The following is a 21,614-nucleotide window of genomic DNA, read 5'->3' as shown; positions in this document are numbered from 1 at the left end:
AATTAGGTCAACAGGCGCTTTGCCATGCGGCGGTAGTCTAGAAGACTCAAAGCAATTTCATGGGATCGCTTGGAGAAAGTATCCAGTATTTCAGGCTTGTCCTCAATCGCTGCAAACGCGCGGGTCAAGTCAATGTCGTTACGCACAGCCCACCCATTGCCATCCACAAACGGCACGTGACTAGGTACGTCTGCAATGATAACTGGCCGTCGCGCACAAAGGCTCATTTGCATTGTCGCCGACTGACTCCCCGGCTGCACATATACATCCGCCGCGCACAGCAGGGCGTAAAGCTCATCGGACGATTTCCAGCCCAAGAAGATGACCCGCGGATCTTTGGCTACAAGCGCGGTCACCTCTTCGGCAACAGCATCATGTAGTTGGCCAACGATCAAAAACCTAAAGTCTTCGGAGCGGGTTTGTGTAAAGGCACGAAGACTTTGGGCAAGTTTCTTCTTGCCATCAAACTTACCCGATTGAAGAAATACAACCTGCCGCGCATCAAGCCCCAGGGCCGCGCGCGTATCGGAGCGCAGCCTGGAGTAAGTAGCATCATCCGCTATATTCCCGCCTAACGGGAAAAACTCCATCTGCCTGTCTTCAATCCCGTATTGCTTGCGACAAAATGTTAGCGTTTCTTGGGAAATGCATAGCACCTTGTCAATGTCGGGCAAAGCACTTCTAATGAGCGGGCGGTAGTAGAACCGATGCAAGATCTTTGATAGTTTTCCCACCGCACTATTATTAGCATCCTCATGACTATCAACGTACAACTTCACGTTTGGATGCTTGCGCTTGTAGCGCGCCACTGTGCGCAACTCCCAACCACACAAACCGTGGAACATGATAACGTCAGGGCCAAACGATTCGATAATTTGCGCCACTTTCGCATGTATGCGTAGTTTCTTTTTCAAGAAAAATGGACCCACACCGCCGTAGGGCAACCGTATAACACGGGCACCATCAGTCCCTGTATAGTCGCCTGGGACGGTATAGCCAAGCGTAAGATTATCCAAGTACGTCTCAGTCGACGCGACCACAAGGACATCGTGCCCTGTTGAGACATGCTCACGGACCAGCTCGTTTTCCTGATAGCGGTACCCGTCAATGTAAAAACACGAAACACACAAATGGATAATTTTCATACAATATTCTGACTTTTCAAAAAAGCTTCCGGATCGTTGAAGTGCACGGCCGCAGCCTTCAGTTTATCCTCCGAAAACTCCCACCACCGACTCTTCAAAAGCCCTTCCACTATCGACTCAGAGAACCGCAGGCGTATCAATCGTGCCGGGTTACCTGCGTAAATTGCATAGGGGGGCACGTCTCGGGTGACCACGCTGCCCATGCCAATAACCGCACCCGTCCCGATGGTCACCCCCCCTTTAATAAGCACACCCTCACCTATCCAGACGTCGTGACCAATGACCGTATTGGGCTCCCAACGGTAGTCATGCCGCGAAAACTTCTTCTTGATACTCTCTTTATGCGCCAGAAATACGGGGCTGGTGGAGACGTATTCGATGGGATGCCTGGCGCCGCCAACGACGACATTATTGGCAATGGAACAGAAAGACCCAATCGACGTCTTTATGAATGTGCAGTCATACCCACAGAAACTATGCTCGCCGAAGCTGCTAGAAAACAGAGTACAACCGGACTCCACTTTTGAGCTGCGCGGAACGGCTGAGTCAATCAGAGCAGAGCCTCGCGACTTTTTTAGTATCCGAGAGATCACATATCCAATCATAGCCGGCGGCCCCATAATTTTAGTTTAAACTTATCAACCCATAGCAACCCTATCCACATCGCACCACCAAAAGAGGCCAGCATGGTGAAAAAGGGTCCATTGGTGGTCACAAACGCCAATGGAAAGAGCGCCGTCAACACGAACACCCTGTTCCAACCCTGGGCAACTCTGTCCAGCACAACCAGCCAGACCGTGTAGAGTGCGAAAATAACCAGCACCCCTAGAGCACCCGCCGCCGCAACACCGTCGGTTGCGACGAAGCTTGCGTTCGATTGGCTTTGTACACCCAGTACCCGCTCCGCAAGAATCTTTCCTAGCAGCGGCCACTTATCATCCGACGCATAGGCTGCTGGAACTTCAGCCAGCCTGCCAATGACAGAAACATGTGACCAGTGGGTGAACCCTTGCTCCGCGAACAGATCGTAGTACTGGGTAACAAATAAGCCTGGGTATGCCAATAATCGGGTATAGAAATAGAACCCGAGTTCTCGAAAAATCCCGACTTCATCGTAAAGCAGCGCGATGAGAAAGACCAAAAACGCGCCACCAGTGAACAGATAGGCGGGATTATTCGGGTCATCGCCACGTCGTTTGAAAACAAACGACACGAAGACCATGGCAAAGGGCAGCAGGAACACCGTTCGCTCTGCCGTTATCATGAAGACGAAAATAAAACCCACAAACCCCGTCAGGCATACCAAATAGCGTCTCGCCACCCACCCACTGGCAAAAAGTATGGGTGAAAAAAAATAGGCCAAATACACCTGGCAGTAACCGATAAATAACGACGTGGCCGCGCCTTTTTCCCGCTGCGCGTAAACATCATCCAGACCCGAAAACGACAAGACATCGCGATACGTCAAGAACAGCAAGCCGATACACGTCAGTGCGCCTATCATGCACGCGTATAAAAATGGCCTGGACAGGAAGCCAGACGATGACTGCCGCACAGGGAAGCTTCTGACCACCACGCAACACACAAACAAGCCAACACAGAAGTTAAAGAAAACCCAGAAATATCGGTCAACTGCATCCGCATGGTTAAGCATTCCGATAGCCACTGCAGGCACATAGACACAGAACGTCAAGGCATGCAAAAAAAGCGTTGACGGCCTATTAAAGTAAAGAGGCAACACGCTAACAGGTACAATCGAAAACACGAAAATCAACAACAGGTTGCCCAAATTAAAACTGGGCGCGTTAAACCCCCAAAAGGCTTGCTCAACGGCCAGGTACCTGTCATGCCCATACACCAAAGCCAGCACATAGAGGATCATCGAAACCAACAACTTGACGCGGGCCTTGCTTACAAACATAAGAGACCCCGGCAAAATTGACGACTTCTCCCCGCTTAGCCGACCCGCCATTTCAATTTCCATGATGACCTTTCGCCCTTGGTTAATCGGTAACGCTAAATCGCTGCCCGACGAAACTGCCCGATTGAAAAATATGCCAAGCGCTATGCTCAGCTTCGGACGCGATCACCTACGCGCCCCTACACCACTGCCGAATACTTCTTGACAGCGCGTGCAATCAAGAAGTTAGCAAAAACCAAATCAAGTAAATACACCACCGAAACCTGCACCGTATAAAGCATCAAGAACTCACTGAAGGACAGGGAGTTATAGTAGGAAACCAACAACACCGCCCCAGTTAGCGCCAACCTAAGCACATGAAGAAGCGGCATATAGAAGTTATAGCGAAGCACTAAGGACACCCGATCCAACGGCGTACTGATGAACGAACAAAATGCAGCCACCACAAGAACTTGTGCATACACGCCGGCATCGTGCCATTGACCACCTAACACTAACGGGTATAGCCAGGGCGATAGAGCACCCGCAAACACATAGATGGGAGCCCCAAAAATTGCCAACTTTCTCACCGTCAGGCTCCACAGCGACCTGAGCAGCAGAGGCTCATCATAATGTGAGGCCGCGCGCTGATAAAACACCTGGCCTATCGCAGCACCGATTAACCCTGACGGCAAGAAAATGGTAGCCATGACGATTGAGAACTGGCCAAGGATCTCAGTTCCAAATACTGCAGAGATGTAAAAGATGGGTGCAGCACTGCTTATCGTAACCAGCACATGCGACGCAACTAGTGCGTGTGCGCCATGTGCATGATCTTTGAAAGGGCTAGTTAAATTTCCGGATGCCTTGACCCCGCCAAAGATTAATTTTTTTGAATAGGGAAGGATGCTAGCAATTTTTCCTAACGCGCTGAACAGTGTCGTAAAAATCAGACCGCTTCCGGTCACGAGCGACAACAAGGCACCCGATACGACATAGGCCGATTTACCACACACTTCTGACAGCGCGGACACTTTGTAAGCACCCGCCCGCTGAGCATTGTGTTGAAATGCGAGTGCGATGGACACAAAGAACGCACTCAGGGGCGCAATCGCCAACCACTCAGCGCCCTCTTCGATTGATAAAGCCTGTGCGATCTCCACCGAAAACAAGCACATGACCACGGTAAGTAATGCACCGGTAATGAAACCAAGCTTTGCCAGCCCCAACAGCAGCAGGCGCGCCTGCTGCTCTCCTTTCAACATCTGGAAGAAGTATTCATACCTCCACGTCATGATGCCTGCAAAGAACATGACCAGCTGGAGAAATATATTCTGAACAGCGAACTCCTGCGGGGCATAGAGCCTGGATAATAACGGAATCCCAAGAACACCTATCACCTGCGCAACGGTATTGCCCGACGCTTGTAGAAAAATATCCCGCCAGTAAGACGAGACGTACTGGACGACTTTCACTGACCGGCTCCACAGGCAGCCGCCACAGCATCAACCACCTTACCAACATCCGCATCACTGAGGTAAGGATGCATCGGCAGGCTCAACACTTTATTCGCCAGTTCATCCCCCAATGGAAGATAAGCATCAGACGCAACAGCCACTTGTTTATTAAGGGGTATTGGGTAATGAACGACGCTAGGAACGCCCCGTTCTTTAAGCACTGCTTGAACGCGCTCCCGGCCTTCTACCTGAATCGTGAACTGTGCGTAAACTGAGCTATTCGCTTCAGCAATGAATGGAAGCTTTACGGAGCCCAACGAGCCCAGCAGGTTATTATATTTTTCTGCAGCGGCTTGCCGAAGCTTTATTTCGTTGTCAAATATATCGAGTTTGGCAAGAAGAATCGCGGCCTGCAGGGTATCAAGCCGACTATTAACGCCCACCCGCACATGGTGATAGCGCTTCTCTTGACCGTGCCGAGCGATCTGGCGAATGATAAGGGCCAACTCGGGATCGTTGGTGAAAATCGCGCCACCATCACCATAACAGCCCAACGGTTTACTTGGAAAGAAGCTCGTGCATGCGATAGACGTCAAGCTGCAGGAGCGCCGCCCTTTATAAGTAGCACCAAAGCTTTGGGCCGCATCCTCAATAACGGGAATATTGTACTTCGCTGCAATTTCATTGATCGCATCGAAGTCGGCACACTGCCCATAAAGCGACACTGGCACTATCGCCTTGGTGCGCGGGGTAATGGCTGCTTCCAGCAGCGCCGGGTCTAAATTACAAGTACGTTTATCCACATCGACATAAACAGGCGTCGCACCCAGCAATGCAACGGTCTCAGCAGTCGCAATATAAGTAAAGCCAGGGGTAATCACCTCATCCCCAGGACCAATACCTAACGCCATCTGTGCAATCTGCAAGGCATCAGTTCCGTTAGCGCAGGTAATGCAATGATCGACCCCGACATAGGTAGCCAAACGCTCTTCCAACTCAGTTACTTCTGGACCCAGGATATACTGACCATGGCTCAGTACTCGCTGAATACCAGCATCGATATTACTCTTGATGAGGGCTTGCTGCCGTTTGAGATCGATAAATTCAATCATAGGTCAAATATCCAATTTAGTCAGAGTATTGTCGCGCAGCACGTAACGAGCGCGCGTATGGGAGCAAATGGCTTCCCCCCTCTCATTCAATTCCAGTTGCTCGCCATATTCACTCATCCAGCCAATCTGTCGAGCTGGTACACCGACCATCAAGGCGTAGGCGGGAACATCTTTGTTGATCACCGCGCCCGCACCCACAAACGCGTACTCACCGATGGTAACCCCACAGACGATGGTGCAATTGGCCCCCAAGGTAGCGCCCTTCTTGACCAGCGTGTCACGGTACTGATCTTTGCGCTCGATCAAAGAGCGTGGATTGTAAACATTGGTAAACACCATGCTTGGCCCGCAAAATACGCCCTCTTCCAACGTAACATTGTCGTAGACCGATACGTTGTTTTGGACCTTGCAGTGATCACCAATCACAACCTTGTTACCCACAAAGACGTTCTGGCCAAGCGAAACACCGGCACCAATTCGAGCGCCGCTACACACGTGGACAAAATGCCAAACACGGGAATCTTTGCCTATTTGCGCGCCTTCGTCGACGATGGCACTCGAATGCTGATAATGGCTCATTGCTTGAGGCTCACACTGGATTGAGTTTGGTCGAACAACTGCTGGAGTTGACCGCCGGCAAAATGTCCGTAACGACGCGCCCCGATTTCGTTTAAGTGATGATTATCCTGATAGATAAGTTCACCCTGCTCGTAAGGTGCATCCGCAAAAAAGCTTGAGTTTGAAAAATCCACAAAGTGCACACCAACCCTGCCCGCAGCGAGTAACGCTACCTTATGATTGGCTGCCCTCCATTCCTCATTGAGTGCCAGGGTGGCAGGCAATCCTAATTCCCTGAAGCGTCGCACTCTTTGTACGTCTGATCGGAACATGGGCACTTGCCCCAAGATCACGACCTGCTTATTAGCCGCTGTGGCATCATCTAAAAATGACTGGAAGGCGCTCACAAACGCAGGACTAGGCACTTGGTATTGCCACATTCCCGCGACGATCACCTTGCCCATACCTGACATCGCCTGTTGCACTGCGACGATCTGTGAGCGGCATGGGCCACGGGCATACTCCGGCAGGCGATCAACGTCGAATCCTGGTATGGGTATGCAACTGCTTGCAGTGAATATTCGATACCCCACCCCTTGCTCTTCACCTGCCTGGTCCAGAAAGTAGTTGAGCTGAGCCGCATGACTGTCACCGATAACCAGGACAGTTGGCGTCGCGCTGGCGAGGCCGCGCTTGCACTCACCCACCTGCTGGCCATGACAGATCAGTTCAGGATCCGCATAACGCGTCTGCGCCAAGGGCTGCGGGGCGACCCATAGCGAATTCAGCTTGATCCCGAGCACGGCAATCGCTGCGAGCCCACCTGCTGCAAGCCCCCAGCGCGGTGCCAAACGCCAAACATCTGACGATTTGCGCACAGGCAACTCGATAAACCGATAAGACAGCCAAGCCAAGAAAAACGATGCACCCAGTGCGGTCAACATCCAACCTACACCTAACGCGTACTGCCCTGTGTAGTAGCGGATAAACGCCAGGACCGGCCAGTGCCAAAGATAGAGGGAATATGAGACACCACCCACCCACACCATGGGGCGTGAAGCCAAAAGGCTGCTGACCGGCCCTCGCCGGGCGGCGATAATCAGCGCAGCCCCCAGGCAAGGTACTATGGATAGAAAGCCGGGAAAGTTGGCTTTATCGATAAATAGAAAACTGGCAACCAGCACCACCGCGCCAAGCAGCCCCGTAAGCGCCGAACGTAATGCAGGTACTTCTCGGTCGCGCAGAACGAGCGCCAATACGGCTCCAACCATGAACTCGGGGACACGGGCGAGCAAGGAAAAGTACTGGCTGCCCAGGTCACCGCCCAACCCGCTCATGCCCGCCCAAAGGAACAGGCCAGCCGCAATCAGCGAAAGGCTGGGCAACCACCAGGATCGAGGTAACAGCAGCAGCACTAATGGATAAAAGAGATAAAACTGCATCTCGATTGCCAGCGACCACGTGTGCAGAAGCGGCAATTCTTCAACGCGAGGAGCAAAATAGCTGCCGAAGTCCGAAAAGTACTGGTTACTTAGAAACAGCGCGGCCGATTTCAGGCTCTGACGAAAGAAATCGAAATCACCGGTCAGCAACAAGACGGACGAGGCGGCACATACCACCGCCAGCATGACAGCATACGCAGGAACGATACGTTTTAAACGACTAGCATAAAACGACCGAAGATCGATTTTATATCCGGGCACCGTGAGAAGGGCCGTGATGATAAACCCAGAAATAACAAAGAAAACATCAACACCGACAAAGCCGGCCTTCAGCCATGCGCTGTCTGCGTGATAGGCAAGGACTGCCAAAACTGCAACTGCACGCAAGCCCTGAACGTCCAGCCGCATATCCTTACGCGGGCGTAACGAGGTCAAGCTATGCGGCAATGTTTCTTTGTTATTAGACAAGCTGCCAAGACCCTGTTGCGAGTACACCACTAAAGGAAGGGTGGTCTGTTGACCACCCGATACCACGCTCTGTCAGCGAGCCAACCCAAGAACAAACGGATGCGCCTCATTGTCCTTGGCCTGGACAATTGCGGCGCTACGGATGACGTTCACGGTTTCGACGCAATGACGTGCGTCTTCGATGCCGTAACCTCGCCCGGCGAGAATTTCTTCGTAGCTGGTGGTATGCAGATCGGTAAAGCCTTCGGAAAACTCCATTTCCTCGCCATCGACAGTAATCGAGCGATAGGTCGGCTTCTTGCCCTTGACGGCGTCGGGCAAGTCATTGGCATCGACCGAAAGGAACCAGCGTACACGCGCTTTTTCGTACTCAAGGTAACCCGCGGCTTTATGCTCAGATGAGTAGTGCACCACATTGCGCTGGAGCTTACCGAAGATGAAGTGCAGCATGTCGTAGAAGTGCACACCGATGTTGGTAGCAACACCGAAGGATTTACGAGGATCACCCTTCCAGCTCTGCAGGTACCACTTGCCACGCGACGTGATGTACGTGAGATCGACCTCATACTTGTGCGCACGGTTTTCTGCTGCAACTTTGTCTTTCAGGTTGAGGATTGCCTGATGGTGACGCAATTGCAGGATGTTGTAGAGCCGCTTGCCCGTTTCCTGTTCGATCAGCGAAAGCTGATCGAGCATGTCAGGCGTCGGGACCAGCGGTTTCTCGCAGATGACATCGCAGCCCAGACGCAGCCCTGCTGCGATATGTGGATAGTGCAGATAGTTTGGCGAACAGATGGAGACATAATCCAGCGCCGTTGCGGGATCGCGCTTCAGCGTGTGCGCATGCTCAAGGAAGAACTCGAACTCGGTGAAAAACTCACTCTGCGGCGAGATGCTGTCGATGATGCCGACCGAGTCGTTAATGTCGTAGGCGGAAACCAGGCGGTTGCCGGTGTCCTTGATGGCACGCATGTGTCGAGGGGCAATGTAACCGGCGGCACCGATCAGAGCAAAGTTCTTCATGAATCTTCCTTCGGAAACTGTTGAATCCGTCCGGCGCCGTGCGCCCGGACGGAGGGTCAGCTATTAGCGGTTCAAGCTTTGATGATATGAGCTGCAGGGGCGCGGTATTTGCCCCGACTGTCAACGATCAGCCTGGCCTTGGCTTCAATCAACGCATAATCGAATTTGTCATGGTCGGTGGCCAGGATCACGGCATCAAAGGAAGCCAGATTTTCCGCCGTCAACGGTTCGCTGCTGAGCTCGAAATGATGCTCGCGCATCTTCGGAAACACTGGAACATGCGGATCGCTGTAGGCAACGACACCACCCTTGGCCTGAATCAACTCCATGATCTCAACCGAAGGTGACTCGCGCATGTCATCAACGTTTTTCTTGTACGCAATGCCCAGCACCAGAATGCGGCTACCTTTGAGCGCTTTGCCTGCGTCGTTCAGCCCATCCATCAGTTTGCTGAGCACATATTCCGGCATCGCCTGGTTCACCTCGCCCGAAAGCTCGATGAATCGGGTGTTCACACCGTACTCCCGCGCTTTCCAGGTCAGATAGAAGGGGTCGATTGGTATGCAGTGGCCGCCAAGCCCCGGACCAGGGTAGTAGGCAGTGAAACCAAAAGGCTTGGTCGCCGCCGCGTCCACCACTTCGAAAATATCGATCCCCATGCGGTCCGCAACAATTTTCATTTCGTTGACCAAACCGATGTTCACTGCGCGGTGAATATTCTCCAGCAGTTTGGTCATCTCGGCCGCCTTGGTCGAGCTGACCTGAACAACTTTATCAATCGCTTGGTCGTACAGGGCGACACCCACTTCGAGGCAACTTGGCGTATGACCGCCAATCACCTTTGGAATGGTCCGTGTTTCGAAGTTTATGTTACCCGGGTCTTCGCGTTCTGGCGAATAGACGAGAAAGATATTCTCCCCTACTTTCAAGCCATTTTCCTCAACACGCGGCAGCAACTCTTCCTCGGTGGTGCCTGGGTAGGTTGTGCTTTCCAGCGATACCACTTGGCCGGCCCGCAGATAGGGCTTTATCGCATCAGTAGTATTAATGACAAAGCTCATGTCCGGCTCACGGTACTTGTTCAGTGGCGTCGGGACGCAAAGAATCAAGGCATCGCATTTAGCGACGCGAGTGAAATCAGTGGTGGCTTCGAAACCGTGCTGGCGGGCTTGAGCGATACTGGCACTGGAAATATGTTCGATGTAGCTTTGTCCAGCATTGAGGCGATCAACTTTAACTTCGTCGATGTCTATACCCAGCACATTAAAGCCAATCGCGTTATAACGCAGCATCAGGGGCAAGCCAACATACCCGAGGCCGACAATGCCGACCAACGCTGATTTGCTCTTGAACTTTTCAACCGCCTGCTTCTTGATATCCGTCATATCGCGTGACTCACCCTTCTATATTACCCGCCTGCACAGGTGGCAGGAGACGGGGTGTTAAAGATGCCCGTTCACCCAGTCGTGGATGAATTCCAGCTGAAACAGTTTGGCTCGCGGCCTAACGCCCCAAGACCCACCAAATAATCGGCAATAGCAGCACGCCTAGTTTGCCAAACTCGAGATCGGCGGGCTACTCACACTACACCCTAGCCGCTTCCAGAGCCACCAAAGCTGTGCCCCTTGCCTGCTGACTGCAAGCATCCCTACCTCCAGTGAACGCTATTTTGATAACAATAAAATTAACTAATGCGTTAACTGGCCACGAACCAGCGGGCCGCTATGCCTGCCGACGCCTGACCCAGAGGTCTCTGGCCATGGCAGCAAGCGCACCAGCGCCTAATCCCAAAACAACACTCAATACAACAATAAGCGACTTTTTCGGCTTCACCGGCCGGTCTGGTAGCTCAACCGCACCATCTTGCTCGAACACCTGTATCAAGGATGGGTCGAGCTTTAGATTACGGTAAAACATTACCCTTTCTTGCATCGGGCGCAGCCCGTTGATGAACGGCTCGTCAGTGGTTCGCGCCACAAGATTGGCGATTTCAGCTTCTAGCGCCTTGGTCCCGCGCATATAGGTGAGCGACCCACCCATTGCCGCAGAGACCTCGGCCGACAACGACTGCGAAATCACTGGAGGTTTCTCCAAGCCAATGGACTTGGCGACAATCAAGGCCTCCTTCAACTGAGTAATCCGATCTTCTCGCTCCTTCCTTGCACTGGCCTTCGCGCCTTCGATCTGGGTTTGCAGGTTGTCCGCCTTGACCATCATCTCACTGCGGTTGCTATCCAGCACTTCTCGCTTCGCTGTCTCTGCTGCAAGCGCGTTGTAAGCCACTACCCACTTCGCAGCTTGCTGAGGATCTGAAATGGATGCGGTGACTGCGTATCGGGTCGAGGACCCCTTCCCTGCAGCCGCCACTGTGAGCACATTGCCAAAATCGCTGTACAACGAGTCACGTGATCCTCGGCGCTGCTCTTCGCTCAAGCTAGGCAGGTATACATCGCGGAAAAACCTGTTACGCACACCCTCTGACTGCAAAGCCTGAAGATGCGTATCGTAGACCTCCTTGACCGTCAAAGCGCTTAAGCCAGAATCGCCACCACGCCCAAAATTCAACTGCGCGATATCGTTTTGGGTGGGCGGCTCTACGAACAGTTTCGCTTCATACACGGGCGTGGCCAGCAACGCATACGCAAACCCTGCGGCCACCATGGGTGCCGCCACCATCCCTGCCCACAGCTTCTGGCGCCAGACGCCCTGTACCAATTCAACAAGCTCGATTTCATCATCACGATATGGGCGCTGAGGTTCATTACGCATCTATTCTAATTATCCTAGGGTCCGTCTAACATCATCAAAACAGTGAGCTCACCCATAGCACGGGCCACACACGGCGCCAACAAGCGCTACTATGCACGCCTACAGCCAGCGTAGCGTCAACATGCCTGCATGCTAACTCGATTCCACCCTACCCTGCACGCGGGGTCAAGTTCAAAGAAACAAGCATGGGTAGAGCCCTGATGATGTCAGTTGTTCCCCAACCTTAGCGCCTCCTCCGCACTTCCAGCTGAATGGTCAGCGTGGTATGGAAATTCTGGTGCTTGCTTTACGCAGCGCAAACGCTTGCCTCAAAGAGGATGCCAGCATTTCTTTAGACCTTACCTCACCGTGCACAAGCAAAATTTCAGATGGCTCGCGCTCCATGTTAATCGCAAAGGCCAGCAACCCTGCCTGATCCGCATGCCCCGAATACCCACTCAACGTCATCACCTTCGCCCGAATCTCATAAGCCTCCCCATCCAGATCAATCTGCACAAACCCTTCCGCGCCTTCACTGGCCTGGATCACTGCCCCCGGCGTGCCCTTGGCCTGATACCCGACGAACAGCACCTCATGCCTCGGATCCCCAAGCATGGCCTTGAGGTAGTTGACGATCCGCCCACCCGAGCACATGCCGTTGCCTGCTATGACAATCGCCGGGCGCCCGGTGCTTTTGAGGTAATTCACCACATGCTGATGCCTGTCATGGGTATCCACACTGATCAGCTGACCAAAGCCCAGCGGGTCACGCCCCTCAGCCAACCGCGCGCGGGCTTCTTCATTCCAGTATTCATGCAGGTCGCGGTAAACGCTGGTGATGCGTTGAGCCAAGGGTGAATCAAGAATGATGGGTAATTGTGACCAATCAAGAGGATTATCACCCGATGCTTGCCCCCCGTTCAGCAAGGCCTTGCGATGAAGGATATCTTCGAGCTCGTACAGCAATTCCTGGGTACGCCCCAGGCTGAAGGCCGGGATGAGGATCGTGCCGTTATCGGCCAATGCCCGATCGATGAGTGCTTCCAGTTTTTCTCGACGGTCGTCGATACTGGGGTGCAGGCGATCACCATAGGTGCTTTCGAGCACCAGCACGTCAGCGCGCTCTGGGGGCTGCACTGGCCGCAGCAAGGGATTGGTGGAGGGCCCTAGGTCGCCGGAGAACACGTAGCGGGTGTTGGCCTCCCCGCGCTCCACGTCACACTCGACATAGGCTGAACCCAGTAGGTGGCCGGCGCGCTGCAAGCGAATGCGGCAGCCAAGACCAGGACGATCGATGAGGGCATGCCATTGCTCGAAAGGCAGCGGGACGATCAGTTCATCGAGCATCGCGAGATAGCGCTGCACGTGCTGCGGTTCACGGCTGATGCTCAGCCGGTAGGCATCCTCCAGCACCAGTGGAAGCAGCTTGGCAGAGGGTTCGCTGCACAGGATAGGGCCTCGGTACCCCGCCGCCAGCAGCGCGGGGATGCGGCCGACATGGTCGAGATGCACGTGCGTGACGATCAGCGCTTGAACACTGCTCACCTCGAAGCTCGCACCAAAACCCAGGGACGCGGGTTCCGCGCCAGGCGATGCATCATCACCTTGCTCCAGGCCGCAATCGACCAGCAAGCTGGTAGCGGGGCCAAGATGAAGCTGGTGGCAAGAGCCAGTTACGCCTCGGGTGGCGCCGTGATGAGAAAGAACGGGGAAATCCATGCTGCTGCACACTCGCCTGGGCCGAAAATGAAGTGTGCTATTACTTCATGACAGCCGATGCGGGCATAGGTGAGACTTTCCTCAATAGAAGTAGGAAACCGCCTCAATTACCGCTTAATGCCGCTTGGCGGGCAGAAGCGCGAATTTTGCGCTTGCTCCGCTGCACGCCGTAGGCGCCGAGCAGTGGGCCGATAGCCAAGCCGATGACCAGCGCGGCCAGCACCAATACCGCAACCGGCACTTCAGGGGCAGACCAACCAAACAGGACCAACGAGACTGCCTGCTGGTTCTCGAGCACGAAGAACAGCACCACAGCCGCCAACAGCAGCACGAACAACGCCGCCAGGGCGCGCTTGAGGTTACGCATCAGACTGCTCCTTTTTTATCAGGCCTCGGCCTCATCTTCTTCATTGACCCGGTCACGCAATTCCTTGCCCGGTTTGAAGTGCGGCACGAACTTGCCTTCCAAGCTGACCGACTGGCCAGTCTTGGGGTTGCGACCGACACGGGGTGCGCGATAGTGCAGCGAGAAGCTGCCAAAACCGCGAATCTCGATGCGATCGCCCGTCGCCAGGCACTGCGACATCTGCTCAAGCATGGTCTTGATGGCCAACTCCACATCTTTCGAGGAGAGCAGCCCCTGATGGGTGACAATACGTTCGATCAGCTCCGACTTCGTCATATTTTTCCCTTCGTTATCAAGCAGCTAGATCATTGCTTAACCAGTTTGTAGCACGCTGGGAGGGATTTGAACAGGGCGGTTCTTGACTTAATAAAAAAATTCAAGATTGAAGTTGTACAAGAATGGTCTAGCGCGAAGATCGCCAGGCCTGCAAGCCAGCCCCTAAAGGGCCCCTGCCAAACAGGCATAAAAAAAGGGCGACCCGAGGGTTGCCCTTTTTCTTACCGATCCAACAGAACTTAGTTCTGTTTGGCCATTGCTTCGCGCAGCAGCGCAGCCATGGTGGTGTCGGCAGCAGCTTCCGGAGCGTTTTTCAGGCTCTGGATAGCTTCGCGCTCTTCAGCGTCGTCTTTCGATTTGATCGACAGGCTGATAACGCGGGACTTACGGTCAACGCTGATGATCTTAGCTTCGATCTCTTCGCCTTCCTTCAGAACGTTACGCGCGTCTTCAACGCGGTCACGGCTGATTTCGGAAGCTTTCAGAGTGGCTTCGATGTCGTCGGCCAGGGTGACGATGGCGCCTTTGGCGTCAACTTCTTTCACGATGCCCTTGACGATAGCGCCCTTGTCATTGACAGCAACGAAGTTGGAGAACGGATCGTCTTCCAGCTGCTTGATGCCCAGGGAGATGCGCTCGCGCTCTGGGTCGACCGACAGGATGACGGTTTCCAGCTCGTCGCCCTTCTTGAAACGACGTACGGCTTCTTCGCCGGTTTCGTTCCAGGAGATGTCGGACAGGTGAACCAGGCCGTCGATGCCGCCGTCCAGGCCAATGAAGATACCGAAGTCGGTGATCGACTTGATGGTACCGGTGATCTTGTCACCCTTGTTGAACTGGCCGGAGAAGTCTTCCCATGGGTTGGACTTGCACTGCTTGATGCCCAGGGAGATACGACGACGCTCTTCGTCGATGTCCAGAACCATGACTTCCACTTCGTCGCCAACCTGAACGACTTTCGACGGGTGGATGTTCTTGTTGGTCCAGTCCATTTCGGAAACGTGTACCAGACCTTCAACGCCTTCTTCCAGCTCAGCGAAGCAGCCGTAGTCGGTCAGGTTGGTAACGCGAGCTTGTACGCGAGTACCTTCTGGGTAGCGGGCAGTGATAGCAACCCACGGATCTTCGCCCATCTGCTTCAGACCCAGCGAAACGCGGTTGCGCTCACGGTCGAACTTCAGAACGCGAACGTCGACTTCGTCGCCAACGTTAACGATTTCGGAAGGATGCTTGATGCGCTTCCAGGCCATGTCGGTGATGTGCAGCAGGCCGTCGATACCGCCCAGGTCCACGAATGCGCCGTAGTCGGTGAGGTTCTTGACGATACCTTTGACTTGCTGGCCTTCCTGCAGGGTTTCCAGCAGGGCTTCGCGCTCGGCGGAGTTCTCGGCTTCCAGCACGCTGCGACGGGAAACGACAACGTTGTTGCGCTTCTGGTCGAGCTTGATGACCTTGAATTCCAGCTCTTTGCCTTCCAGGTGGGTGGTGTCGCGCACTGGGCGGACATCAACCAGGGAGCCCGGCAGGAACGCACGGATGCCGTTAACGTCGACAGTGAAGCCGCCCTTAACCTTACCGTTGATAACGCCCTTGACCACTTCTTCGGCGGCGAAAGCTGCTTCCAGAACAATCCAGCACTCGGCGCGCTTGGCTTTTTCACGGGACAGTTTGGTTTCGCCAAAGCCGTCTTCGACCGCGTCCAGCGCAACGTGAACTTCGTCACCGACCTTGATGGTCAGCTCGCCAGCTTCGTTGTAGAACTGCTCGAGCGGGATGACGCCCTCGGACTTCAGGCCAGCGTGTACGGTAACCCAGTCGCCGTCGATGTCGACAACGATACCGGTGATGATCGCACCCGGCTGAAGATTGAGGGTTTTCAGGCTTTCTTCAAAGAGTTCTGCAAAGCTTTCGCTCATTTTAATTCCTGTAGATTCGGGCGAAACAGACGCCCATCGCCACATTCCAGACAATGTGGGTTTCGTTATTTAAAGGAAAGCCGACAGGACGTTGACTGGTGCACCTGCCTGCTCTCCTGGCTATCAGTGAAGGTCGCGAAGCGCGATCTCACTCCTGATACGTTGCAACACCTGCTCGATGGACAACTCGGTAGAGTCCAACTGAATGGCATCGGCCGCTGGTTTCAGCGGGGCCACTGCACGTTGGGTGTCACGCTCATCACGTGCACGAATCTCATCCAGCAGACTCGACAGACTAACATCTTCGCCTTTGCCCTTCAACTGCAGGTAACGACGACGTGCCCGTTCCTCGGCGCTGGCGGTCAGGAAAATCTTCAAGGGCGCATCCGGGAACACCACGGTACCCATGTCGCGACCATCGGCGATCAGGCCCGGAGCCTCGCGGAATGCACGCTGACGCAACAGCAACGCGTCCCGCACGGCAGGCAGCGAGGCCACCATCGAGGCGCCTGCGCCGACGGTTTCGGTGCGGATGACACTGCTGACGTCCTCACCCTCGAGGATGATCTGTTGCAGCTTACCGGGCTCGGCCGCGATGAACTGCACATCCAGATGGGCGGCGAGTTGCTTGAGCAGCTCTTCGTTGGTCAGGTCGACGCCGTGATTGTTGGCATTGAACGCCAGCAAACGGTACAGCGCGCCGGAGTCCAGCAGGCGCCAGCCCAGCTCGCGAGCCAGCAGACCGGCGACCGTGCCCTTGCCCGAGCCGCTTGGCCCGTCGATGGTGATGACTGTTGCTTGCGAATTCACGACTTGCCCTCTTCAGCCACGCGGATACCGACTTCGGCACACAGCGCCAGGAAGTTAGGGAACGAGGTGGCGACGTTGGCGCAATCATGGATGCGAATCGGCGCAGTGGCACGCAGCGAGGCAACGCTGAAGGCCATGGCGATACGGTGGTCACCGTGGCCGTGCACTTCGCCGCCGCCGATCTGGCCGCCGTCGATGATGATGCCGTCCGGGGTCGGCTCGCACTTCACGCCCAGGCTGATCAGCCCATCGGCCATGACCTGGATGCGGTCGGATTCCTTGACCCGCAGCTCTTCGGCGCCACGCAGCACGGTGCGCCCTTCGGCACAGGCCGCGGCAACGAACAGTACCGGGAACTCGTCGATGGCCAGCGGCACCAGGTTTTCGGGGATGTCGATACCCTTGAGTTGAGCACCGCGCACACGCAGGTCAGCCACCGGCTCGCCACCCACTTCACGCTGGTTTTCCAGGGTGATGTCACCGCCCATCAGGCGCAGGATGTCGATCACGCCGGTACGGGTCGGGTTGATGCCGACATGCTCGAGCACCAGCTCCGAGCCTTGAGCGATCGAGGCCGCGACCAGGAAGAACGCCGCCGACGAAATATCGGCAGGCACTTCGATGCGGGTTGCCGTGAGCTTGCCGCCAGACTGCAGCGAAGCCACCGGGCCATTGGACTCGACTGCGTAACCAAAGCCGCGCAGCATGCGCTCGGTGTGGTCACGGGTCGGTGCAGGTTCGGTGACAGTGGTCTTGCCTTCGGCATACAGACCAGCCAGCAGCAGGCACGATTTGACCTGGGCACTGGCCATCGGCAGCGTATAGGTCAGCGCCTTGAGCTTGTTGCCACCACGGATGGTGAGTGGCGGACGGCCTTCAGGGCCAGTCTCGACCACTGCGCCCATTTCGCGCAGCGGGTTGGCCACGCGGTTCATCGGGCGCTTGGACAGCGAGGCATCACCGGTCATGGTCACGTCGAACGGCTGACCGGCCAACAGGCCAGAGAGCAAGCGCATCGAGGTGCCGGAGTTACCCACGTAGATCGGCCCAGGTGGCGGCTTGAGGCCGTGCAGGCCGACCCCATGGATGGTTACGCGACCCTGGTTCGGGCCTTCGATGACCACCCCCATGTCACGGAAGGCTTGCAAGGTCGCCAGCGCATCCTCACCTTCGAGGAACCCTTCGACCTCGGTCGTGCCTTCGGCCAGCGAGCCGAGCATGATCGAGCGGTGAGAAATCGACTTGTCGCCCGGTACGCGGATTCGCCCGGTCAGGCGGCCACCCGGTTGGGCCAGGAAAATCAGATCGTTGGCGTTCATAGCGTCCACATAGGCCCGGCGGGCCAGGATTTTACTGAAATGCTCGCGGGCAACGCGTGCGCGGGTGAATACACCCAGCAGCTGGTGCCCGTCCCCTGCATCGATCGCGTCGCGCAAGGCGTCGAGATCGCTGCGATATGTATCAAGCGTGCGCAGGACGGCTTCGCGGTTGGCGAGAAAGATGTCGTGCCACATGGTCGGGTCGCTGCCGGCGATTCTCGTGAAATCGCGGAAGCCTCCCGCAGCGTACCGGAAGATCTCGAGGTTTTCATTGCGCTTGGCCAGCGAATCGACCAGGCCGAAGGCCAGCAAGTGCGGCAGGTGGCTGGTGGCGGCCAGGACTTCGTCATGGCGCTCGACCGGCATGTGCTCGACATCGGCATCCAATGCGCGCCACAGGCGGTCTACCGTGGCCAGGGCGGCGGGGTCGGTGTCCGGCAGCGGCGTGAGGATGACCTTGTGGCGACGGAACAGGGCGGCGTTGGAGGCCTCTACCCCGCTCTGCTCGGAACCGGCAATCGGGTGGCCGGGGACGAAGCGCGACAGGCGCTCACCCAGGACTTCACGGGCGGCGCGCACCACATTGCCCTTGGCGCTGCCGACATCGGTGATGACGGCATCGCCCAGGTCGAGCTGTGCCAGACGTGCCAGCAGCTTTTCCATGGCCAGGATCGGCACGGCCAGCTGGATGACATCGGCACCGACACAGGCGGCGGCGAGGTCTTCTTCACAGCGGTCGACCACACCCAGGGCCACGGCCTGCTTGCGCGAGGGGGCATCCAGGTCGACGCCGACCACTTCGCGGCACAGGCCGCTTTCGCGCAAGCCCTTGGCGAAGGAGCCGCCGATCAGGCCCAGGCCGACGACGACAAGGCGACCGATGAGCGGTGCGGGTTTGGTTATTACTGCATTTACCACGAGTGCGAACCCTGTTCAGAAATCAAGACAGTGTGGGCCGCCGGGGCTGCTGTGCAGCCCATCGCAGGCAAGCCAGCTCCTACAGGTACAGCGCCGATCCTTGTAGGAGCTGGCTTGCCTGCGATGGGGCGCAAAGCGGCCCCGACAAGCTCATTTACAGCACCGCCTTCGGATAAGACCCCAGCACCTTCAGCCCCACAGCCTCTTGGCTGATCGCCTCCAGCACTGCCTTGATCAACGGGTCGCGGTGGTGGCCGACGAAGTCGATGAAGAACACGTACGTCCACTTGCCGCTGCGCGACGGGCGCGTCTCGATGCGGGTCAGGTCGATACCGTTCTCGTGGAACGGCACCAGCAGCTCGTGCAAGGCCCCCGGCTTGTTGCTCATCGAGACGATGATCGAGGTCTTGTCGTCGCCGGTCGGCGGTACTTCCTGGTTACCGATCATCAGGAAGCGCGTCGAGTTGTCCGGACGGTCTTCGATCTTCTCGGCCAGACGGGTCAGGCCATACAGGTTCGCCGCCATATCACCGGCGATCGCTGCCGAATTCCACTCACCCTTGACCCGCTTGGCCGCTTCGGCGTTGCTCGAAACCGCCACGCGCTCTACGTTCGGGTAGTGCGCATCCAGCCACTTGCGGCACTGGGCCAGCGACTGGGCGTGGGAGTAGATGCGGGTGATGCTGTCGGTCTTGGTGCTCTCACCCACCAGCAGGTGGTGGTGGATGCGCAGCTCGACTTCACCGCAGATCACCATGTCGTGCTCAAGGAAGCTGTCCAGGGTGTGGCTGACCGCGCCCTCGGTGGAGTTTTCCACCGGCACCACGCCGAAGTTGACGGCACCGGCCGCCACTTCGCGGAACACTTCGTCGATGGCCGCCATCGGGCGGCTGATCACGGCATGGCCGAAGTGCTTCATCGCCGCTGCCTGGGTGAAGGTACCTTCAGGGCCCAGGTAGGCGATTTTCAGCGGCTCTTCCAGGGCCAGGCAGGACGACATGATTTCGCGGAACAGCCGCGCCATCTCTTCGTTGCCCAGCGGCCCCTTGTTGCGCTCCATGACCCGCTTCAGTACCGCAGCCTCACGCTCGGGGCGGTAGAACACCGGCTTTTCACCTTCGGCGAGCGAGGCGGTCTTGACCCGCGCCACTTCCTGGGCGCAACGGGCGCGCTCGCTGATCAGCTCGAGGATCTTCTCGTCGAGGCTGTCGATGCGCACGCGCAGCGCCTTGAGCTCGTGTTCGGACATCAGCCGTGCTCCTTCTCGAATTCAGCCATGTAGCCAACCAGCGCTTCAACCGCTTCCAGGCCCAGGGCGTTGTAGATCGAGGCACGCATGCCGCCGACCGAGCGATGGCCCTTGAGGTTGAGCAGGCCACGGGCGTCGGCGCCGGCCAGGAAGGCCTTGTCCAGGCGCTCGTCGGCCAGGCGGAACGGCACGTTCATCCACGAACGGGCGTTGACGCTGATCGGGTTGGTGTAGAAGTCGCTGGCGTCGATGAAGCCGTACAGGCGGTCTTTCTTGGCGCGGTTGCGCTGCTCCATGGCCTCGACGCCACCCTGCTCCTTGAGCCACTCGAACACCAGGCCCGAGAGGTACCAGGAATAGGTGGCCGGGGTGTTGTACATCGAGCCGTTGTCGGCCGACACCTTGTAGTCGAGCATGGTCGGGCAGCTGCTGCGGGCGTGGCCCAGCAGGTCTTCGCGCACGATCACCACCACCAGGCCGCTCGGGCCGATGTTTTTCTGCGCACCGGCGTAGATCAGGCCGTACTGCGAGACGTCGATCGGGCGAGAGAGGATATCGGACGACATGTCGACCACCAGCGGAACGTCACCGGTCTCTGGCACCCAGTCGAACTGCAGGCCACCGATGGTCTCGTTGGACGCATAGTGCACGTAGGCAGCGTTCTTGGTCAGGTTCCAGTCGTTCTGGCCTGGGATGGCGAGGTAGTCGTAAGGCTTGGCGCTGGCGGCGACATTGATGTTGCCGAAACGGCGCCCTTCCTCGATGGCCTTCTTCGACCAGATACCGGTTTCGACGTAGTCGGCGGTACCGTTTTCCGGCAGCAAGTTCAGCGGGATCTCGGCGAACTGCTGGCTGGCACCGCCCTGCAGGAACAGGACCTTGTAGTTGGAGGGGACGGACAGCAAGTCACGCAGGTCCTGCTCGGCCTTCTCGGCGATGGCCACGTAATCGTCGCTGCGATGGCTCATTTCCATCACCGACAAGCCCTTGCCGCGCCAGTCCAGCATTTCGGCCTGGGCGCGCTGCAGGACAGCGTCAGGAAGCGCAGCAGGGCCTGCGCAGAAGTTAAAGGCTCGTTTGCTCACATCCACTCTCGCTCTGCCAAAATAGAACAAATCGTAACTTGCAGGCCCGTACCCCCCTACGGG

General features: G+C 56.3%; 18 protein-coding genes. All 18 read right to left on the bottom strand.

Annotation, left to right across the window (positions count from 1 at the left end; genetic code table 11):
• Positions 1 to 2: 2 nt before the first annotated feature.
• The 18 genes from D886_RS0122005 to serC all read right to left on the bottom strand — a co-directional run bounded on the left by D886_RS0122005 (position 3) and on the right by serC (position 21,551).
• The gene (locus D886_RS0122005; protein WP_027595964.1) at positions 3 to 1,145 is read right to left on the bottom strand and encodes a glycosyltransferase family 4 protein; all 1,143 of its coding nucleotides are present in this window, start codon (positions 1,143 to 1,145) and stop codon (positions 3 to 5) included.
• Positions 1,142 to 1,750, bottom strand: coding sequence for a CatB-related O-acetyltransferase (locus tag D886_RS28680; protein ID WP_283600548.1), 609 nt, complete (start codon positions 1,748 to 1,750; stop codon positions 1,142 to 1,144). The genes D886_RS0122005 and D886_RS28680 overlap by 4 nt, the downstream gene beginning before the upstream one ends.
• Entirely contained in the window at positions 1,747 to 3,129 is a 1,383-nt protein-coding gene (locus D886_RS0121995; RefSeq protein ID WP_027595962.1) for a hypothetical protein, read from the bottom strand. Before D886_RS0121995 ends, D886_RS28680 begins: the two co-directional genes overlap by 4 nt.
• 116 nt (positions 3,130 to 3,245) lie before the next feature.
• Positions 3,246 to 4,520 (bottom strand): oligosaccharide flippase family protein, encoded by a 1,275-nt coding sequence (locus D886_RS0121990; protein WP_027595961.1) that lies wholly within the window; start codon positions 4,518 to 4,520, stop codon positions 3,246 to 3,248.
• Positions 4,517 to 5,614: a DegT/DnrJ/EryC1/StrS aminotransferase family protein gene (locus D886_RS0121985; RefSeq protein ID WP_027595960.1), complete on the bottom strand. Its 1,098-nt coding sequence runs from the start codon at positions 5,612 to 5,614 to the stop codon at positions 4,517 to 4,519. Before D886_RS0121985 ends, D886_RS0121990 begins: the two co-directional genes overlap by 4 nt.
• A gap of 3 nt (positions 5,615 to 5,617) precedes the next feature.
• Positions 5,618 to 6,193: a UDP-2-acetamido-3-amino-2,3-dideoxy-D-glucuronate N-acetyltransferase gene (wbpD, locus tag D886_RS0121980; RefSeq protein WP_027595959.1), complete on the bottom strand. Its 576-nt coding sequence runs from the start codon at positions 6,191 to 6,193 to the stop codon at positions 5,618 to 5,620.
• Positions 6,190 to 8,022 carry an acyltransferase family protein gene (locus tag D886_RS0121975; protein ID WP_050580773.1) on the bottom strand — a complete coding sequence of 611 codons (1,833 nt, stop codon included), beginning with the start codon at positions 8,020 to 8,022 and terminating at the stop codon, positions 6,190 to 6,192. The genes wbpD and D886_RS0121975 overlap by 4 nt, the downstream gene beginning before the upstream one ends.
• Before the next feature lie 132 nt (positions 8,023 to 8,154).
• Entirely contained in the window at positions 8,155 to 9,105 is a 951-nt protein-coding gene (gene wbpB / locus D886_RS0121970) for a UDP-N-acetyl-2-amino-2-deoxy-D-glucuronate oxidase (RefSeq protein ID WP_027595957.1), read from the bottom strand.
• 71 nt (positions 9,106 to 9,176) lie between these two features.
• Complete coding sequence (gene wbpA, locus D886_RS0121965; RefSeq protein ID WP_027595956.1) at positions 9,177 to 10,490, bottom strand: UDP-N-acetyl-D-glucosamine 6-dehydrogenase; 1,314 nt, start codon at positions 10,488 to 10,490, stop codon at positions 9,177 to 9,179.
• A 337-nt stretch (positions 10,491 to 10,827) separates the two neighbouring features.
• On the bottom strand, positions 10,828 to 11,874 hold the full coding sequence (locus D886_RS0121960) for an LPS O-antigen chain length determinant protein WzzB (protein ID WP_027595955.1): 1,047 nt from the start codon (positions 11,872 to 11,874) through the stop codon (positions 10,828 to 10,830).
• A 255-nt stretch (positions 11,875 to 12,129) separates the two neighbouring features.
• The gene (locus D886_RS0121955) at positions 12,130 to 13,572 is read right to left on the bottom strand and encodes an MBL fold metallo-hydrolase RNA specificity domain-containing protein (RefSeq protein WP_033694312.1); all 1,443 of its coding nucleotides are present in this window, start codon (positions 13,570 to 13,572) and stop codon (positions 12,130 to 12,132) included.
• 103 nt (positions 13,573 to 13,675) lie between these two features.
• Positions 13,676 to 13,939 (bottom strand): lipopolysaccharide assembly protein LapA domain-containing protein, encoded by a 264-nt coding sequence (locus D886_RS0121950; protein WP_027595953.1) that lies wholly within the window; start codon positions 13,937 to 13,939, stop codon positions 13,676 to 13,678.
• A gap of 18 nt (positions 13,940 to 13,957) precedes the next feature.
• Entirely contained in the window at positions 13,958 to 14,254 is a 297-nt protein-coding gene (gene ihfB, locus D886_RS0121945) for an integration host factor subunit beta (RefSeq protein ID WP_003252675.1), read from the bottom strand.
• Positions 14,255 to 14,493: 239 nt separating this feature from the next.
• Positions 14,494 to 16,170 carry a 30S ribosomal protein S1 gene (rpsA, locus tag D886_RS0121940; protein ID WP_003252673.1) on the bottom strand — a complete coding sequence of 559 codons (1,677 nt, stop codon included), beginning with the start codon at positions 16,168 to 16,170 and terminating at the stop codon, positions 14,494 to 14,496.
• A gap of 123 nt (positions 16,171 to 16,293) precedes the next feature.
• Entirely contained in the window at positions 16,294 to 16,980 is a 687-nt protein-coding gene (gene cmk, locus D886_RS0121935) for a (d)CMP kinase (RefSeq protein WP_027595952.1), read from the bottom strand.
• Positions 16,977 to 19,217 carry a bifunctional prephenate dehydrogenase/3-phosphoshikimate 1-carboxyvinyltransferase gene (locus D886_RS0121930; RefSeq protein ID WP_027595951.1) on the bottom strand — a complete coding sequence of 747 codons (2,241 nt, stop codon included), beginning with the start codon at positions 19,215 to 19,217 and terminating at the stop codon, positions 16,977 to 16,979. The genes cmk and D886_RS0121930 overlap by 4 nt, the downstream gene beginning before the upstream one ends.
• Before the next feature lie 154 nt (positions 19,218 to 19,371).
• Positions 19,372 to 20,466 carry a prephenate dehydratase gene (gene pheA / locus D886_RS0121925; RefSeq protein WP_027595950.1) on the bottom strand — a complete coding sequence of 365 codons (1,095 nt, stop codon included), beginning with the start codon at positions 20,464 to 20,466 and terminating at the stop codon, positions 19,372 to 19,374.
• Positions 20,466 to 21,551 (bottom strand): 3-phosphoserine/phosphohydroxythreonine transaminase, encoded by a 1,086-nt coding sequence (gene serC, locus D886_RS0121920; protein ID WP_027595949.1) that lies wholly within the window; start codon positions 21,549 to 21,551, stop codon positions 20,466 to 20,468. The genes pheA and serC overlap by 1 nt, the downstream gene beginning before the upstream one ends.
• Positions 21,552 to 21,614: the final 63 nt, after the last annotated feature.

Origin of the sequence: Pseudomonas sp. LAIL14HWK12:I7 (assembly GCF_000483465.1) — a bacterium.
GTDB classification, from domain to species: Bacteria; Pseudomonadota; Gammaproteobacteria; order Pseudomonadales; family Pseudomonadaceae; genus Aquipseudomonas; species Aquipseudomonas kermanshahensis.
The sequence above is the reverse complement of the archived record's forward strand: the minus strand, read 5'-3'. Positions and strand labels throughout refer to the sequence as shown.

Coding starts and splice junctions, on each gene's coding strand:
- D886_RS0121985 (WP_027595960.1), bottom strand. CDS start 5,614: ATGATTGAATTTATCGATCTCAAACGGCAGCAAGCCCTCATCAAGAGT.
- pheA (WP_027595950.1), bottom strand. CDS start 20,466: ATGTCCGAACACGAGCTCAAGGCGCTGCGCGTGCGCATCGACAGCCTC.
- wbpB (WP_027595957.1), bottom strand. CDS start 9,105: ATGAAGAACTTTGCTCTGATCGGTGCCGCCGGTTACATTGCCCCTCGA.
- wbpD (WP_027595959.1), bottom strand. CDS start 6,193: ATGAGCCATTATCAGCATTCGAGTGCCATCGTCGACGAAGGCGCGCAA.
- D886_RS0121975 (WP_050580773.1), bottom strand. CDS start 8,022: ATGCGGCTGGACGTTCAGGGCTTGCGTGCAGTTGCAGTTTTGGCAGTC.
- D886_RS0122005 (WP_027595964.1), bottom strand. CDS start 1,145: ATGAAAATTATCCATTTGTGTGTTTCGTGTTTTTACATTGACGGGTAC.
- D886_RS0121960 (WP_027595955.1), bottom strand. CDS start 11,874: ATGCGTAATGAACCTCAGCGCCCATATCGTGATGATGAAATCGAGCTT.
- D886_RS28680 (WP_283600548.1), bottom strand. CDS start 1,750: ATGATTGGATATGTGATCTCTCGGATACTAAAAAAGTCGCGAGGCTCT.
- D886_RS0121955 (WP_033694312.1), bottom strand. CDS start 13,572: ATGGATTTCCCCGTTCTTTCTCATCACGGCGCCACCCGAGGCGTAACT.
- wbpA (WP_027595956.1), bottom strand. CDS start 10,490: ATGACGGATATCAAGAAGCAGGCGGTTGAAAAGTTCAAGAGCAAATCA.
- ihfB (WP_003252675.1), bottom strand. CDS start 14,254: ATGACGAAGTCGGAGCTGATCGAACGTATTGTCACCCATCAGGGGCTG.
- D886_RS0121995 (WP_027595962.1), bottom strand. CDS start 3,129: ATGGAAATTGAAATGGCGGGTCGGCTAAGCGGGGAGAAGTCGTCAATT.
- D886_RS0121950 (WP_027595953.1), bottom strand. CDS start 13,939: ATGCGTAACCTCAAGCGCGCCCTGGCGGCGTTGTTCGTGCTGCTGTTG.
- rpsA (WP_003252673.1), bottom strand. CDS start 16,170: ATGAGCGAAAGCTTTGCAGAACTCTTTGAAGAAAGCCTGAAAACCCTC.